This window comes from Xaviernesmea oryzae (assembly GCF_900109605.1).
GTDB lineage: Bacteria > Pseudomonadota > Alphaproteobacteria > Rhizobiales > Rhizobiaceae > Xaviernesmea > Xaviernesmea oryzae.
Genome location: NZ_FOAM01000014.1, coordinates 51,659 through 66,726 on the forward strand (window position 1 = coordinate 51,659; position 15,068 = coordinate 66,726).

15 protein-coding genes are annotated in these 15,068 nt (G+C 64.1%); 9 read left to right on the forward strand and 6 right to left on the reverse strand.

Annotated elements, in window-relative coordinates; translation table 11 throughout:
- Positions 1-67: 67 nt before the first annotated feature.
- Positions 68-1,129, forward strand: coding sequence for a D-alanyl-D-alanine carboxypeptidase family protein (locus tag BMX61_RS17230; RefSeq protein WP_075625863.1), 1,062 nt, complete (start codon positions 68-70; stop codon positions 1,127-1,129).
- A gap of 88 nt (positions 1,130-1,217) precedes the next feature.
- Positions 1,218-2,381, forward strand: a complete 1,164-nt coding sequence (locus BMX61_RS17235) for a CobW family GTP-binding protein (RefSeq protein WP_075625864.1) — start codon at positions 1,218-1,220, stop codon at positions 2,379-2,381.
- A gap of 81 nt (positions 2,382-2,462) precedes the next feature.
- Here BMX61_RS17235 and BMX61_RS17240 read toward each other — a convergent pair whose 3' ends face one another.
- The 5 genes from BMX61_RS17240 to BMX61_RS24765 form a co-directional block, all read right to left on the reverse strand.
- Positions 2,463-2,726 (reverse strand): sulfurtransferase TusA family protein, encoded by a 264-nt coding sequence (locus BMX61_RS17240; RefSeq protein ID WP_267890819.1) that lies wholly within the window; start codon positions 2,724-2,726, stop codon positions 2,463-2,465.
- Positions 2,727-2,764: 38 nt separating this feature from the next.
- A complete protein-coding gene (locus tag BMX61_RS17245) occupies positions 2,765-4,309 on the reverse strand; it encodes a L,D-transpeptidase family protein (protein ID WP_075625935.1) in 1,545 nt (514 codons plus the stop codon).
- Positions 4,310-4,653: 344 nt separating this feature from the next.
- Positions 4,654-5,607 (reverse strand): acetyl-CoA carboxylase carboxyltransferase subunit alpha, encoded by a 954-nt coding sequence (locus BMX61_RS17250; protein WP_075625865.1) that lies wholly within the window; start codon positions 5,605-5,607, stop codon positions 4,654-4,656.
- 41 nt (positions 5,608-5,648) lie between these two features.
- Positions 5,649-6,641: a site-specific tyrosine recombinase XerD gene (locus tag BMX61_RS17255; RefSeq protein ID WP_075625866.1), complete on the reverse strand. Its 993-nt coding sequence runs from the start codon at positions 6,639-6,641 to the stop codon at positions 5,649-5,651.
- Complete coding sequence (locus BMX61_RS24765) at positions 6,638-6,787, reverse strand: hypothetical protein (RefSeq protein ID WP_092742875.1); 150 nt, start codon at positions 6,785-6,787, stop codon at positions 6,638-6,640. Before BMX61_RS24765 ends, BMX61_RS17255 begins: the two co-directional genes overlap by 4 nt.
- 301 nt (positions 6,788-7,088) lie before the next feature.
- On the opposite strand from BMX61_RS24765, the gene BMX61_RS17265 reads away from it, so the two are divergent.
- The 4 genes from BMX61_RS17265 to BMX61_RS17280 all read left to right on the forward strand — a co-directional run bounded on the left by BMX61_RS17265 (position 7,089) and on the right by BMX61_RS17280 (position 10,751).
- Positions 7,089-7,664, forward strand: coding sequence for a shikimate kinase (locus BMX61_RS17265; protein ID WP_075625867.1), 576 nt, complete (start codon positions 7,089-7,091; stop codon positions 7,662-7,664).
- Positions 7,665-7,669: 5 nt separating this feature from the next.
- Positions 7,670-8,824, forward strand: a complete 1,155-nt coding sequence (gene aroB, locus BMX61_RS17270; RefSeq protein WP_075625868.1) for a 3-dehydroquinate synthase — start codon at positions 7,670-7,672, stop codon at positions 8,822-8,824.
- Complete coding sequence (locus BMX61_RS17275; protein ID WP_075625869.1) at positions 8,821-10,206, forward strand: HlyC/CorC family transporter; 1,386 nt, start codon at positions 8,821-8,823, stop codon at positions 10,204-10,206. Before aroB ends, BMX61_RS17275 begins: the two co-directional genes overlap by 4 nt.
- A 65-nt stretch (positions 10,207-10,271) precedes the next feature.
- Complete coding sequence (locus BMX61_RS17280) at positions 10,272-10,751, forward strand: DUF2938 domain-containing protein (RefSeq protein WP_075625936.1); 480 nt, start codon at positions 10,272-10,274, stop codon at positions 10,749-10,751.
- Between the two features lie 64 nt (positions 10,752-10,815).
- Here BMX61_RS17280 and BMX61_RS17285 read toward each other — a convergent pair whose 3' ends face one another.
- Positions 10,816-11,097, reverse strand: coding sequence for a BolA family protein (locus BMX61_RS17285; RefSeq protein WP_075625870.1), 282 nt, complete (start codon positions 11,095-11,097; stop codon positions 10,816-10,818).
- A gap of 141 nt (positions 11,098-11,238) precedes the next feature.
- On the opposite strand from BMX61_RS17285, the gene BMX61_RS17290 reads away from it, so the two are divergent.
- From BMX61_RS17290 to cobT, 3 genes are all read left to right on the forward strand, one after another.
- Entirely contained in the window at positions 11,239-11,859 is a 621-nt protein-coding gene (locus BMX61_RS17290; protein WP_075625871.1) for a J domain-containing protein, read from the forward strand.
- A 216-nt stretch (positions 11,860-12,075) separates the two neighbouring features.
- Entirely contained in the window at positions 12,076-13,071 is a 996-nt protein-coding gene (gene cobS / locus BMX61_RS17295) for a cobaltochelatase subunit CobS (RefSeq protein ID WP_075625872.1), read from the forward strand.
- 2 nt (positions 13,072-13,073) lie between these two features.
- The gene (gene cobT / locus BMX61_RS17300) at positions 13,074-14,978 is read left to right on the forward strand and encodes a cobaltochelatase subunit CobT (protein ID WP_075625873.1); all 1,905 of its coding nucleotides are present in this window, start codon (positions 13,074-13,076) and stop codon (positions 14,976-14,978) included.
- Positions 14,979-15,068 lie beyond the last annotated feature (90 nt).

Below are 15,068 nucleotides of genomic sequence, written 5' to 3' on the forward strand. Positions count from 1 at the left end.
TGCCCTGCCTGTTCGCCGCCGGTCGGCCAAAGGCCGGACAGCCAGAGGTCCGCGCGCCCTTGTTCTGATGGCCGCTTTCCTGGGGCTCGCGGTTCAGCCCGCGCTGGCCAATCCGCGCCTGGTCGTGGATGTCAACACGCTCAAGGTCTATGAGCAGCAGGATATTTTCCAGAAATGGTATCCCGCCTCGCTGACCAAGCTGATGACGGCCTATACCACTTTCCGCGCGCTCAAAGCCGGCAAGCTGACGCTGCAGAGCCAGGTGGTCATGTCCAAGCATGCCGCCGCCGAGCCGCCGAGCAAGATGTTTTTCAAGCCCGGCCAGGCGATGACGCTCGACAGCGCGCTGAAGATGATGCTGATCAAATCGGCCAATGACATTGCGGTGGCGATTGCCGAGACGGTCGGCGGCTCGGAGCCCGCTTTTGTCGAGATGATGAATGCCGAGGCTCAGCGCCTGGGCATGTCGTCCTCGCATTTCGTCAATCCCAATGGCCTGCCGGAGCCGGGGCAATATACGACGGCGCGCGATCTTGCCGTGCTGACCATTTCGATCAAGCGGGAATTTCCGGAGTTCGCGCCCTATTTCTCCTATGAAGGGTTCACCACCGGCAAGAAGAATTTCCCGAATTACAACATGCTGATCGGCCGCTTCGATGGCGCCGATGGCATGAAGACGGGCTTCATCTGCGCCTCGGGTTTCAATCAGGTGTCCTCGGCCACGCGGGGCGGGCGCTCGGTCGTCTCGGTCGTGCTCGGCGCAGACAGTCTTGGCGGACGCGCGGACGAATCGGCCCGCCTCCTGCAGATGGCCTTGACGGACGGCGGCATGAACAAGCCGACGCTGTCGCAGATTGCCCCTTATGGGGAGACGCGTGATGTGGTGGCCGATATTTCGCAGGCGATCTGCTCGAAGGACGCCGCCAAGATCCGTAGCGAAGGCCGCGACGAGGCTGGCCGGCAGAAGCTGCTCTCGCCTTTCATCCACGAAATCAACAGGCCGCTGAACCTGGTGTATGCCGGGCTGATCCCTGGCACCGAAGGGGTCGAGGAAAAGCCCGGCGCCAAGACGGCGGCGGCCGGCGCCAGGAGCAACATTCCGATCCCGGTGCCGAAGCCCGGTTACTGAACAGAGAGCCGGGCGCATCTTGCCCGGCCCCTGATCTCGATGGCCGCCGCCTTAGGGCTGGCCGCCCGCATCCATCAGAGAAATGATCATGTCCGCCTTCGACGCCGTTCCCGTTTCCGTCCTCACCGGCTTTCTTGGCGCGGGCAAGACCACGCTCTTGAACCGTCTGCTGAAGCAGGCAGCGCTGGCCGACACCGCCGTGATCATCAACGAGTTCGGCGAGGTCTCGGTCGATCATCTTCTGGTCGAAAGCTCCGGCGACGGCATTATTGAACTTTCGGATGGCTGCATCTGCTGCACGGTGCGCGGCGAGCTGGTGGATACACTGGGCGACCTGATGGACCGGATGCAGACCGGCAAGATCAAGGCCTTGAACCGCGTCGTGATCGAGACCACGGGCCTTGCCGATCCGGCGCCGGTGCTGCAGTCGATCATGGGCCATCCGGCGCTCGCCCAAAGTTATCGGCTCGATGGCGTGATCGCCGTGGTGGATGCCGTGCATGGCGAGGCGACGCTGGCCGCACACGAAGAGGCGCGGCGCCAGGTGGCGGTGGCCGACCGGATCGTGGTGACAAAGCGTGATTTGGCCGATGCGGCTGGTCAGGCAGGGCTGAAGGCCGCGCTTGCCGGGCTCAATCCCCGCGCGCTGTTGATCGATTCGCAGGCGCCGGAAGCCGGTCAGGCGACGCTTTTCCAATGCGGCCTGTTCGACCCCGGCTCAAAGATTCCCGATGTCGGGCGCTGGCTGCAGGACGAAGCGGGCCATGATGCGTCCCATGAACACCACCATCATGGTCATGACCACGATCACGCCCATGCCGACGACCATCGCGGCCACGCCCATCACCATGGCCACCATGACGGGCATCGCCATGCGGACGATATTCGCAGCTTTTCGATCCTGCACGACCAGCCGGTGGCCCCGGCGGCGATCTCCATGTTCATCGACCTCTTGCGCTCGGCACATGGCGACAAGCTCCTGCGGATGAAGGGCATCGTCTGCACGACGGACCGCCCGGAGCGGCCCTTGATCCTGCATGGCGTGCAATCGATCTTTCACCCGCCGCAGCGGCTCGCCGCCTGGCCTGATCCGACCGATCGCCGTACGCGCATGGTGCTGATCACCAAGGGGCTGGAGGAGCACTTCGTGCGCGATCTCTTCGACGCCTTCACCGGCCGCCCGGTTCTAGACCGACCAGATGCCGCCGCTCTTTCGGACAATCCGCTGGCGGTGCCGGGAATGCGCTTCTGATCAAGCGCGGGCATTTGTCCGTTTGACCAAGGCTATCGGGACATGCTGCGCAGGCGCGATTTCTCGGTTGTTTGAGAGCGGTCAGCCGCCTTTGCGAATGAGAAAGCGGTGCTGGCCGGGCGTATCCGGCAGCGCATCCTGTTTCACAAGCAAATGGCCATCCTCGCGGCAGAGATGCGGAATGTCGATAATGGCGAGCGGATCGCTCGTGGTCACGGCGATCAACGCACCAGGCGACAAATCCTTTAGCCGCCGCCGGGTCTTCATGGCCGGCAACGGGCATTTCAGGCCGCGCAGGTCGTAGTGGAGCACGTCGCCGTCAGGCGTCGCTGCGGGCGCGTCCACGCCTGTCGATGCCTCAGACAGATCCTTCGTCTTGCCGCTCAATTGGCCCAGATCTTCCAGAACGGCTTTTTCGGCTTGTCGGCTGGCGCTTCGCCTGCCGGGGCATCGCCATTCGGCGAAGCGGCAACCTCGGCCGGGTTCGGCGTCGGAACCGGGGCCGCAGCCGTTGCGCCCGCGCGCGCCGACTTGCCGGACGCCGGCGGCGGGGTCGAGCCCTGGGCGCCGCCCAGCGGCATGCCACGAGCGGCGACAGGCTGCGTGCCATGAGGGGCAGGCTTATGCACCGGGGTCGAGGCGGTTGCCTGGGCGGCCGGGTCTGGTGACACCTCGGTGATCTTGGGATCGACAGGCGGCGCCTCCGGTTCGGTGCGCTTGAACAGCGCGGCAAACAGGCTGCCGGTCTTGGCCGGCGGCGCGGCGGCGGTCATGGTCGATGGCAATTCGGGACGGGGCAGGGGATTGGCGGCAGGAACGGGAACCGCCCGTCCGCTCTTGGAGATTTTGTCCAGCTCGGCCTTCTGCACCTCGGCCGCCTTGCGGGCTTCCTCGATCTCGGCGCGCAGGCTCTCCTTCTTTTCAAGCTCGGTGACCTTCATCAGCTTGCCGGCTGCCAGCGAACTGCCGGTGGGCGCATAGGCAAGGTCACGGCCCTCGCGCGTCTTGGCGACAACGGCCTTGCGCTCCGCCTCACTCGGCTCGTACCAAGCCATGCCTTTGAACTTGCTCAGTGCCTTGGCGTAATCCTCGTCATATTTCCGGTTATAGGCCGAGAGCGCGGCGCTCAGCGCCGGCGGCGTCGACATATCCGCCGGGCAGGCGCCGGTCGGATTCATGACGCTGCCCTGCTGGTTGAAGACATATTTGCGGTCGCAAAAGCCGATCTCGGGCGGACGCTTGGTGATCTCGAACTGATCGTAGCCGGCCTTGAGGTTCTTCCAGAAGTCGTAGTTCGGATTGTCCTTGTGGCGCGCCATGTTTTCCGCCGTCATGCGGAAGGGCAAAGCCTGAAGCTGGATGGTCTTCTGTCCGCCCTTGAAGGCGTCACGCGCCAGCGCGAAGATTTCCTGCATCTGCTCGTCCGTCATCGAATAACAGCCGGAGGAGGAGCAGGCGCCGTGGATCATCAGATTGGTGCCGAAACGGCCATTGGCGCGGTCGAAGGCGTTGGGAAAGCCGGTGTTGATCGCCAGGTAATAGCTGGAATTGGGGTTCATCTGCCCCGGCGCAAGGGGATAGAAGCCTTCGGGCGCCTGCCGGTCGCCTTCCTTGACCTTCGGTCCCAGCTTGCCGGACCAGGCGCAGATGGCGTATTGGCGCAGCTTCTGGAAGCGGTTGGCGCTATCGGCCTTCCAGACCTCCAGCAGCCCCTCTTCCTTGAGAATGCGCAGCATGATCGGCGAGGTGCGCGGCATATCGAGCGTGCGCATCTTGTCGACAATGCGGCCGGACAGTTCGTAGCCGGTCTTGCTCTTGACCGTGCGCAGGTCGACATCGGCCTTGTCGACCGTATCGAGCGTCTCATTGGTGCAGCCCGCAAGCAGGAGCGCAACGGCGGCGGTGGCGGCAAGATTGGTCAGGCGCATCGAGAAAAGCCCATCATCATCCACGTGGGTAGCGCATGCGCGGTGTCGGCAAGACGCAAGCGCAGCCGCTCCATCAATAGATCGTTAAGCTTTACGCAAACTTAACCGTCAATGCCCGCATCCGATCGTGCCGGCCCTCCATGCAGGCGCATGACAGCGTGGTTTTAACCAAGCTTGCGGCATCTGACCAGATGTTTCGATGCCCGGAGCGGGGCTCCGACTAAAAATGTAAGGAATAGCTTCCTTACTTGCAGCTGCAGGACGTTCGACGCTCGTGTCGTATCGAGCGCCGAATGCGGGAAATACCGTCTGCTGACCGGTTCCTGCCTGCTTCTAGGCCTGGTTCAGAGCGAGCGGCCGATTGCCAGATATTTTTCCCGGCGATTCTTGCGCAGCGTTGCGCGCTCGACCGGCAGAAGATCGGCAAGGGCCGCAGCGATCGTCTCGCCGGTGCGATTGATCACGGCTTCATGGTCACGATGCGCGCCGCCGACCGGCTCCTCGATGATGCCGTCGACAATGCCGAAACCTTTGAGATCCTCGGCGGTGATCTTCATCGTCGTCGCCGCTTCCTTGGCACGGGCCGAATCGCGCCAGAGGATCGAGGCGGCGCCCTCGGGCGAAATCACCGAATAGATCGAGTGCTGCAGCATGTAGACGCGGTCGCCGGTGGCGATCGCGATCGCGCCGCCGGAGCCGCCTTCGCCGATGATCACCGAGACGATCGGGACAGTGACGTTAAGGCACATTTCGGTCGAGCGAGCGATGGCTTCGGCCTGGCCGCGTTCTTCCGCGCCGATGCCGGGATAGGCGCCGGCGGTGTCGATCAGCGTCACGATCGGCAGGCCGAAGCGCTCGGCCATTTCCATCACGCGGATCGCCTTGCGATAGCCTTCCGGCCGGGCGCTGCCGAAATTGTGCTGGATGCGCGACTTGGTGTCGTTGCCCTTTTCCTGGCCGATCAGCGCCACCGGCTGGCCGTTGAAGCGGGCAAGGCCGGCCTGGATGGCGGCATCCTCGGCGAATTTCCTGTCGCCGGCCAGGGGCGTCCATTCGGAAAAAAGCCGGGAGGCGTAATCGACGAAATGCGGCCGCTGCGGGTGGCGGGCCACCTGGGTCTTCTGCCAGGGTGTCAGCTTGGCGTAGATTTCGGCCATGGCCTCGCGGGCGCGAGCCTCCAGCCGTTCCACCTCTTCGCTGGTATCGATGCTTTCGTCTTCGCTGGCGATCTTCTTCAGCTCGTGGATCTTGCCCTCGAGGTCTGAGATCGGCTTTTCGAAATCGAGATAATGATGCATCAGCGGCGTTTCCGGGTCTCTTTCGGCGCGGTCGAGCGAGCCTATTCAGGCTTTTTGCCCTGTTTGGCAAGGGGGTGATGGGTCTGCACCAGCTGATGCAGGCGTTCTTCCAGCACATGCGTATAGATTTGTGTCGTTGAAATGTCCGCATGGCCAAGCAGTTCCTGCACCACGCGCAGATCGGCGCCATTGGCCAGGAGATGGCTGGCAAAAGCGTGGCGCATCACGTGCGGCGAGAGTGTCGAGGCCTTCAGGCCCGCCTTGCCGGCCAGGTGCTTCAGGTCGCGGGCAAAGACCTGGCGCGGCAGATGCCCGGCCTTGGACTCGGCGGGAAAGAGCCAGGGGCTCTCCGCGCCATCGCGCTGCGCCGCCTCTCGGCCGAGCGCTTCGCCATAGGCCGACATCGCTTCTGCTGCCGTGCGCGATAGCGGCACCAGCCGCTCCTTGTTGCCCTTGCCCTTGATCACCAGCATCCGGCCACTGCGCGCAAGCACCGAGGCGGGAAGCGTCACCAGTTCGCTCACGCGCATGCCTGTGGCGTAGAGCATCTCGACCAGGGCATGCATGCGCAGCCGGGCGAGCCTGTCTTCGGGCGGCGCGCTGCTGGCCTCCTGCGCCGCCATCTCCATCAGCCGCGTCACGTCCTCGACGGTGATCGTCTTCGGCAGGGGCCGCAGCCGCTTCGGCCCGTCGATAATCCCCGTCGGATCATCGCCGCGCAGCCCTTCGGCATAGAGAAAGCGGAAGAATTGCCGCAGGGCCGAAAGACGGCGTGCCTGGGACGAGGCTTTGAATCCGCTCTCGGTGAGATGCGCGAGATAGGCCCTGATATCGTCCGTGGTCGCTGCCGTCATCGCGACGCCGCGCCCTTTGAAAAAGGCCCTGGCGTCGTCGAGATCGCGCTGATAGGCGGCCATGGTGTTGGCGCTCGCCCCACGCTCCGCGCTCATCATCTCCAGGAAGGACTCGATCTGCGCGCCGGAAAGATCCCGTGCGGGCCTGTCTTCGCCAGAAGCGGGTAGGGGGCTGTTCATGGTGCAGGGTTTACGCGCTCGGCCGGCAGGCGGATCGTCACGTCCCGCTCCACCGGCTGGACGAAGACGGCAAGCGCCACCATGCCGGCATAGATCATGCCCGCAAGCGTGGCCATGATGATGAGAAACCGGAAAAGCGTGGGCATGCAGGCACTCCAGATGGGCGCCCGCTGCCTATTTGTCTTGGATGCGGGTCGATCCAAGTCCAAATCAGCAGCAGATTCACAGTGCGATGGCATCGCGCCGGCGTTCCAGCCATGGCAGGATGCGGGACGCGCCCCTTGCAGGCTACAGTATGGCCCGCAGCCCATGCGGCATGCAAGCCCTGGTTCCGGCGCAACGGTTGCTTTCCTCAGCTGTGCATCCAGCATCTGCGGGCCGCGCGTCTCTTGACGCTTCCCGGTGAATTGGCCGATACGGGAAGCGACAGAGGGAACGGACATGATAATGAGCGATCTGGTCGAGCCCAAGGCTGCGACGCTGGCCGAGCGGGCGAAGGCGGCGCTGGGGCGGCGCAATCTCGTTTTCGTTGGCCTTATGGGCGCCGGAAAGTCGGCCGTCGGCCGCATGGTCGCCTCGACGCTCAATATTCCCTTCATCGATTCCGACCACGAGATCGAGCGCGTCTCGCGCATGACGATCAGCGAGCTGTTTGCCGCCTATGGCGAAACGGAGTTTCGCGCCTTGGAAACGCGGGTCATCCGTCGCCTGATGCGCCCCGGTCCCCGTGTGGTTTCCACCGGCGGCGGCGCCTATATCAATGAGGACAGCCGCCGGCTGATCAAGAAGAACGGCGTGTCGGTCTGGCTCGATGCCGATCTTGACGTGCTGTGGGAGCGGGTAAGCAAGCGCGACGGCCGCCCGCTTCTCAAGACCGAGAACCCGAAGCAGACCTTGGAAAACCTGATGCATATCCGCTACCCGATCTATGCCGAGGCCGATCTGCGCGTGAAGACGCGCGATGTGCGGAAAGACGTTATCGCGGACGAAGTGCTGGCCGCCCTGGCCGCGACGAAGGGGTGAGGACAATGGATCTGGAAAACACAGACGCTCCCCCCGCCCGCACCATCCGCGTCGAACTCGGCGCCCGTGCCTATGACATTCTGATTGGCCCCGGCCTGATCGCCTCGGCGGGGCTTGAAATCGCGCTGCGGCTCAAGGGCCGGCGCATGGCCGTCGTCACCGACGAGAATGTCGCGCCGCTCTATCTCCCGTCCCTGCTTGAGAGCCTTTCGGCCCAGGGAATCGAGGCGACGCCGATCATCCTGCCGCCGGGCGAGAAGACCAAGAGTTTCGATCATCTCGTGCCCGTGGTCGAATCGATCATCGGTGCCCGGATCGAGCGCAACGATGCGGTGATCGCGCTGGGCGGTGGCGTCATCGGCGACCTCACCGGCTTTGCGGCCGGCATCGTGCGCCGCGGGTCGCGCTTCATTCAGATCCCGACCTCGTTGCTGGCCCAGGTCGACAGTTCCGTCGGCGGCAAGACCGGAATCAATTCGCCCCAGGGCAAAAACCTGGTTGGCGTCTTTCATCAACCGGATCTGGTTCTGGCCGATACCTCCGCGCTCGACAGCCTGAGCCCGCGTGAGTTCCGCGCCGGCTATGCAGAGGTCGCCAAATATGGGCTGATCGACCGTCCCGAGTTCTTCACCTGGCTGGAGGCGCATTGGCGCGAGGTCTTTGCCGGCGGCGAAGCGCGGATCGAGGCGATTGCGGCGAGCTGCGCCGCCAAGGCCGAGGTGGTGGTGGCCGACGAGCGGGAAAATGGCCGCCGCGCGCTGCTCAATCTCGGCCACACCTTCGGCCATGCGCTGGAGGCGGCGACCGCCTATGACAGCGCCCGCCTCGTCCATGGCGAAGGCGTTTCGATCGGCATGGTGCTGGCGCACCGCTTTTCCGCGCGGATGAACCTTGCCGGCATCGAGGATGCCGAACGCGTCGAGCGGCATTTGCGCGACGTCGGGCTGCCCACGCGCATCGGTGAAATTCCCGGCCCGGCGCTCCAGCCGGAGCGGCTGATGGATGCCATCGCCCAGGACAAGAAGGTCAAGGGTGGGCAGCTGACCTTCATCCTCACCCATGGCATCGGCCAATCCTTCATCGCCGATGACGTCCCGGCCTCCGAAGTGCTGGCCTTTCTGACCGAGCAGCTCGACGCAAAGGGTGCGACACGCGCATGAGCCTCACGGCGCTGGCGGAGTTTCTGAGCCTTTACGGGCTGGCGATCGGCGTGATCGCCCTCTGCCTTCTGCTGGTGGCACTGTTTAACGGTGCCGAAACCGCGTTGACGCTTGCCGCCCGCCGCCGCGCGCAGGACGGCGATCGCGGCGGCGACCATAGCCCTTTGCTGGTCGAGCGCCTGGTCGCTCGGCGTGACCGGGTCATCGGCGCGCTTGTGATCGGCAGTCGGCTGGCCGGCATCGTTGCGGTTGCCGTGGGTGCCTCGCTCTTCGTGGAGACCTACGGTCCGGCCGCGATCTGGCCGGCGATCGGGCTGCTCGCCTGTCTTCTCGTGGTGTTCTGCGATGTCTTGCCGCGTGCCCTGGCGATTGCCGCGCCGGAGCGCTTTGCCGGAGGGATCTCCCGTCCGCTGCAGCCGCTCGTCTTCCTGCTCGAACCGGTTTCCTCCGCTGTCAATGGCCTGGTGCGCGGGCTGTTGGCGCTGTTCGGCCATGCGCCGCCAGCAGAAGCACCGATTCTCTCCGCGCATGAAGAGCTGCGTAGCGCCGTAGCGCAGCTTCATCGCGAAGGGGGCGTGGTCAAGGCAGACCGGGACCGGCTGGGCGGCGTGCTCGATCTGGACGCGCTCGAAGTTTCCGACATCATGGTGCATCGCCTGACCATGCGCATGGTCAATGCCGACGATCCACCCGGCGTCATCGTCCGCCAGATCCTCGACAGCCCCTTCACGCGCATGCCGGTCTGGCGTGGCACGGCCGATAACATCATCGGCGTGATCCATGCCAAGGATCTCCTGCGCGCGCTCGCCGATCCTGCGATCGATGCCGAGAATATCGACATCACGCGCATTACCCAGAAGCCCGGGTTCGTGCCGGACACGACAGGGCTCAAGGACCAGCTCAGCGCCTTCCTGCGCCGGCGCACCCATTTCGCCCTGGTGGTCGATGAATATGGCGAACTACGCGGATTGGTGACGCTGGAGGATATTCTGGAGGAGATCGTCGGCGATATCGCCGACGAGCACGACATCGCCATTCAGGGCGTGCGCCAGGAGGCCGACGGTTCGATCGTCGTCGATGGCAGCGTCCCGATCCGCGACCTGAACCGGGCGCTGGACTGGAACCTGCCGGACGAGGAGGCGACGACCATCGCCGGCCTGGTGATCCACGAATCGCGCATCATCCCGCAGGAGCGCCAGGCCTTCACTTTCTATGGCAAGCGCTTCATCGTGATGAAGCGCGTCAAGAACCGGATCACCCGTCTGCGGATTCGCCCGGTGCAGGCGGAAGGTCCGGGAGCCGAGGACGTGTCTCCGGCACGCGGCGAAAATGCGGCAAGCCAGGATGCGGTCGTCAAGACCCAGGGGATAAGCGCTCGCTGACAGAGGAATGTCTCCGAAAGCGTGACTGACGTTGAGGAAGAGGGGAGACGGTAATGGACATCAGCCTGAGCGAGGCCCTGCTGCGTGGCGCTCTGATCGGCATCGGCGCCACGGCGCTGATGGATCTCTGGGGCCTGTTGCTTGCCCGCCTGGGCCTTGCCGGCGCGGCCAATTGGGCCCCAGTCGGCCGCTGGTTCTGGCACTTGAAGACTGGCCGCGTCTTCCACGACGACATCGCCGCCGCCGCGCCCTTCGCCGGAGAAAATGCGCTGGGCTGGATCGGCCATTATGCCATCGGCCTGATCTATGGCCTGATGCTGCCCGTCTTTGCCGGGCGGGACTGGCTGGCTGCGCCAACGCTAATGCCGGCGCTCGTCTGGGGAATCGTGACGGTCGCGGCCGGCTGGTTCCTGCTGCAGCCGGGCCTTGGGCTCGGCATGGCGGCGTCCAAGACGCCCCAGCCGGGCAAGGTGCGGCTCAGCAATCTCGCCGCCCACGTCGTCTTCGGCCTTGGGCTGTGGCTGACGGCGCTCGCACTTGCCTGATCGGGAAGCCGCGCCTGCGCGGCAAGTCTTCTACGCCCTCATGCGCCGAAACAGGCGTTAAAGCTTACCAGCGCGTCGGCTCACCGGGAGCCGCAGCTTCCACAGCCAGGGCATGCAGGCCAGCTTCGAATTCCGGCTGGACCAGTTCGTTGACGGCGCGGTGCCGTGCCAGCCGGTTCAGGCCGGCAAAGGCGGCTGCAACGATGCGGATGCGCAAATGCGTTTCGCCCTTGCCGTCGAAGCTTTCCTGATGGCCCGCATGCAGGTGGCTCTCATCGAGAACGGCCAGGCGTTCCGGATGGAAAGCTTCGGTCAGCCTGGCGGTGATACGGTCTTTGGCAGACATGTTTTGGCCCTGTTTTTCTGGCTGCTGGACCGCCCTGCGGACAGTGCGGCACGACGCCGTCGGCCGGTGCGGCAAACTCGCGACAGAGCCTGTAACATTCCGATTTGTCAATTCTTGTTGTGGTGGGGTGCGAACCCCATAATGAGCCTCATGAAACTCGATTCAAAATACTTCGACTCCGTGCGGACGCGGCGTCGCAAAGAGCCGAAGCCGGAGCCGGTCGCGCAGTCGTGCCAATGGGACGGCTGCACCAATCCCGGCGTCCATCGCGCTCCTGTTGGCCGCAACGCCGAAAACGCCTATTTCCTGTTCTGCTTCGAGCATGTGAAGGAATATAATAAGGGCTATAATTATTTCTCCGGCCTGTCGGATGGTGAGATTGCCCGCTTCCAGAAGGAAGCACTGACCGGTCATCGCCCGACCTGGACCATCGGCGTGAATAAAAGCGCCAAGGATGCGCCCGAACAGGCCAAGGTCCGCTCCGGCACCGCCGGCTCCTTTAACCGGTTGAAGGACCCCTTTGGGTTCGTCGATCAGAGCCGCCCAGAGCCGCGCCAGCGCAAGCTGAAAACCCTCGAAGCCAAGGCTTATGAAACGTTGGGCCTGACTGCCAGCGCGTCGGCCAACGACATCAAGCAGGCCTATAAGGATCTGGTGAAGAAGCATCATCCCGATGCCAATGGCGGCGATCGTGGCTCGGAAGACCGCTTTCGCGAGGTCATCCAGGCCTATCAGCTGCTGAAGTCGGCCGGCTTCTGCTGAAAGTTTCAAAAGTTCTGGCCGGCCGGACGGACGCTGCCTTCCAGCGGCCGAGCGCCGGCCTTGCTCTCGGCCGGCTGCGGTGTTGCGAAGCCATCATGCCGCAGCGCCCATTTTTCTGCCCTTTGTCCTTGAAAGCGCCTTGCGACGCGGCTTATGACAGGAGGCGACACTTGTAGGCGATAAGGGCGCGGCCTCCCCGTGCCCGGTGGAGACAGTATGAGCAAGATAGACCTCGATATTTCCAATCTTCCCGATACGACGGTGTCCGTCCGCGAGGTCTTCGGCATCGACACCGACCTGACCGTGCCGGCCTATTCGAAGGGCGACGCCTATGTGCCGGACGCCGACCCTGACTATCTGTTCGACCGCGAGACGACTCTTGCCATTCTCGCCGGCTTTGCCCATAACCGCCGCGTGATGGTGTCCGGCTATCACGGCACCGGCAAGTCGACCCATATCGAGCAGGTTGCCGCGCGGCTGAACTGGCCTTGCGTACGCGTCAACCTCGACAGCCATGTCAGCCGTATCGATCTCGTCGGCAAGGATGCGATCGTCGTCAAGGACGGTCTGCAGGTCACCGAATTCAAGGACGGCATCCTGCCTTGGGCTTACCAGCACAATGTCGCGCTGGTTTTCGACGAATATGATGCCGGCCGTCCGGATGTGATGTTCGTCATTCAGCGCGTGCTGGAATCGTCCGGCCGCCTGACGCTGCTCGACCAGAGCCGCGTCATCCGCCCGCATCCCGCTTTCCGCCTGTTCGCCACCGCCAACACGGTCGGCCTCGGCGATACCACGGGCCTCTATCACGGCACGCAGCAGATCAACCAGGCGCAGATGGACCGCTGGTCGATCGTCACGACGCTGAACTATCTGCCGCATGAGAAGGAAGTCGACATCGTCGCCGCCAAGGTGAAGGGCTTCACCGAGAAGCGCGGTCGCGACACGGTCTCCAAGATGGTGCGCGTGGCGGATCTGACCCGTGCCGCTTTCGTGAATGGCGATCTGTCGACGGTCATGAGCCCGCGCACGGTGATCACCTGGGCCGAAAACGCGCATATTTTCGGCGATGTCGCCTTTGCCTTCCGCGTAACCTTCCTCAACAAGTGTGACGAACTGGAACGCTCGCTGGTGGCCGAGCATTACCAGCGCGCCTTTGGCGTCGAGTTGAAGGAGAGCGCGGCCAATATCGTTCTGGAGGCGACGGCGTAAACGTGGCGGGACGTGGCGACAATTCCAAGCCGAAGAGCGGTGGCCCTGTCGATGCCGAGCCTTTTCGCCGGGCGCTGACGGGCTGCGTTCGCTCGATTGCCGGCGACGGTGAGGTCGAGGTCGTCTTCGCCAATGAACGCCCTGGGATGACCGGCGAACGCATCCGCCTGCCGGACATTTCCAAGCGGCCGACCCTGCATGAGCTTTCCGTTACCCGCGGGCTCGGCGACAGCATGGCGCTGCGCAAGGCCTGCCACGACGCGCGCATCCACGCGACCATGGCGCCGCAGGGCACCGAGGCGCGCCAGATCTTCGACGCGGTCGAGCAGGCGCGTGTCGAGGCGATCGGCGCAAAAGCCATGGACGGCGTAGCGCAAAACATCACCTCGATGCTCGAGGAAAAATACGCGCGCGCCAATTACGGCGCGATCGAACGCCAGCAGGACGCCCCGATCGAAGAGGCCATGGCGCTGCTCGTGCGCGAGACACTGACGGGCCAGAAACCACCGGCCGCCGCCGGCAAGGTTCTCGATCTCTGGCGCTCCTTCATCACCGACAATGCGGCCGGCGGCGTCGACAATCTGGCTTCGGTCATCGAAGACCAGCAGGCTTTCGCCCGCGTCATACGCGACATGCTCACGGCCATGAACATGGCCGAGAAATATGGCGATGACGAAGCCGACCCCGACGATACCGAGACGCCGTCGGACGAGGACCAGCCGCGCAGCGAACAGGAAAACGAAGAGGCTGCCGAAGACGAAGCCGGACAGGACGCCGCGCCCGCCGAGGAGAGCGAGACGGCCGATGACGAGATGGAAGACGGCGAAATGGACGGCGCCGAAATCTCCGACGAGGAGATGTCGGACGAGGGCGACGAGGACAGCGAGACGCCCGGCGAGGTCAAACGGCCCAACCATCCTTTCGACGATTTCAACGAGAAGGTCGATTACACCGTCTTCACCGAGGCGTTCGACGAGATCGTCACCTCCGAGGAACTCTGCGACGAGGCCGAGCTCGACCGGTTGCGCGCCTTTCTCGACAAGCAGCTCGCCCATCTCCAGGGCGCGGTCGGCCGGCTTGCCAACCGGCTGCAGCGCCGGCTGATGGCGCAGCAGAACCGCTCCTGGGAGTTCGATCTCGAAGAGGGCTATCTCGACCCGGCCAGGCTGACCCGGCTGATCATCGATCCGATGCAGCCGCTCTCCTTCAAGAAGGAGAAGGACACCCGGTTCCGCGATACTGTGGTGACCCTGTTGATCGACAATTCCGGCTCCATGCGCGGCCGGCCGATCACGGTGGCGGCGACCTGCGCCGATATTCTGGCGCGCACGCTGGAACGCTGCGGCGTAAAGGTCGAAATCCTCGGCTTTACCACCAAGGCCTGGAAGGGCGGGCAGAGCCGCGAAAGCTGGCTGGCCAGCGGCAAGCCGCAGGCGCCCGGCCGGCTCAACGACCTGCGCCACATCGTCTACAAGGCGGCAGACGCGCCCTGGCGGCGCGCGCGGCGCAATCTTGGTTTGATGATGCGCGAAGGGCTGCTGAAGGAAAACATCGATGGTGAAGCGCTGATCTGGGCACATAATCGCCTTTTGGCGCGCACCGAGCAGCGTCGGATCCTGATGATGATCTCCGATGGCGCGCCGGTCGACGATTCCACGCTTTCGGTCAACCCCGGCAATTATCTGGAACGCCATCTCCGTGCCGTGATCGAGCAGATCGAGACGCGTTCGCCGGTCGAACTGCTGGCCATCGGCATCGGCCATGACGTGACGCGCTATTATCGCCGCGCCGTGACCATCGTCGACGCCGACGAACTGGCCGGTGCGATGACCGAGCAGCTCGCCTCGCTCTTCGGCGACGAATCGAACCGCCGGCGCAGCGGCGCACCACGTCGGCGCGCAGGCTAACGGTAGCAGGCAGAAAGGCCGGATGGCGATGTCGCCGGCCTTCTGCCAGTCTATCTCCACCGCTGCCTTGGTCATAGTCATGCGCGATCG

Coding starts and splice junctions, on each gene's coding strand:
- BMX61_RS17230 (WP_075625863.1), top strand. CDS start 68: ATGGCCGCTTTCCTGGGGCTCGCGGTTCAGCCCGCGCTGGCCAATCCG.
- BMX61_RS17235 (WP_075625864.1), top strand. CDS start 1,218: ATGTCCGCCTTCGACGCCGTTCCCGTTTCCGTCCTCACCGGCTTTCTT.
- BMX61_RS17245 (WP_075625935.1), bottom strand. CDS start 4,309: ATGCGCCTGACCAATCTTGCCGCCACCGCCGCCGTTGCGCTCCTGCTT.
- BMX61_RS17250 (WP_075625865.1), bottom strand. CDS start 5,607: ATGCATCATTATCTCGATTTCGAAAAGCCGATCTCAGACCTCGAGGGC.
- BMX61_RS17255 (WP_075625866.1), bottom strand. CDS start 6,641: ATGAACAGCCCCCTACCCGCTTCTGGCGAAGACAGGCCCGCACGGGAT.
- BMX61_RS24765 (WP_092742875.1), bottom strand. CDS start 6,787: ATGCCCACGCTTTTCCGGTTTCTCATCATCATGGCCACGCTTGCGGGC.
- BMX61_RS17265 (WP_075625867.1), top strand. CDS start 7,089: ATGAGCGATCTGGTCGAGCCCAAGGCTGCGACGCTGGCCGAGCGGGCG.
- aroB (WP_075625868.1), top strand. CDS start 7,670: ATGGATCTGGAAAACACAGACGCTCCCCCCGCCCGCACCATCCGCGTC.
- BMX61_RS17275 (WP_075625869.1), top strand. CDS start 8,821: ATGAGCCTCACGGCGCTGGCGGAGTTTCTGAGCCTTTACGGGCTGGCG.
- BMX61_RS17285 (WP_075625870.1), bottom strand. CDS start 11,097: ATGTCTGCCAAAGACCGTATCACCGCCAGGCTGACCGAAGCTTTCCAT.
- BMX61_RS17290 (WP_075625871.1), top strand. CDS start 11,239: ATGAGCCTCATGAAACTCGATTCAAAATACTTCGACTCCGTGCGGACG.
- cobS (WP_075625872.1), top strand. CDS start 12,076: ATGAGCAAGATAGACCTCGATATTTCCAATCTTCCCGATACGACGGTG.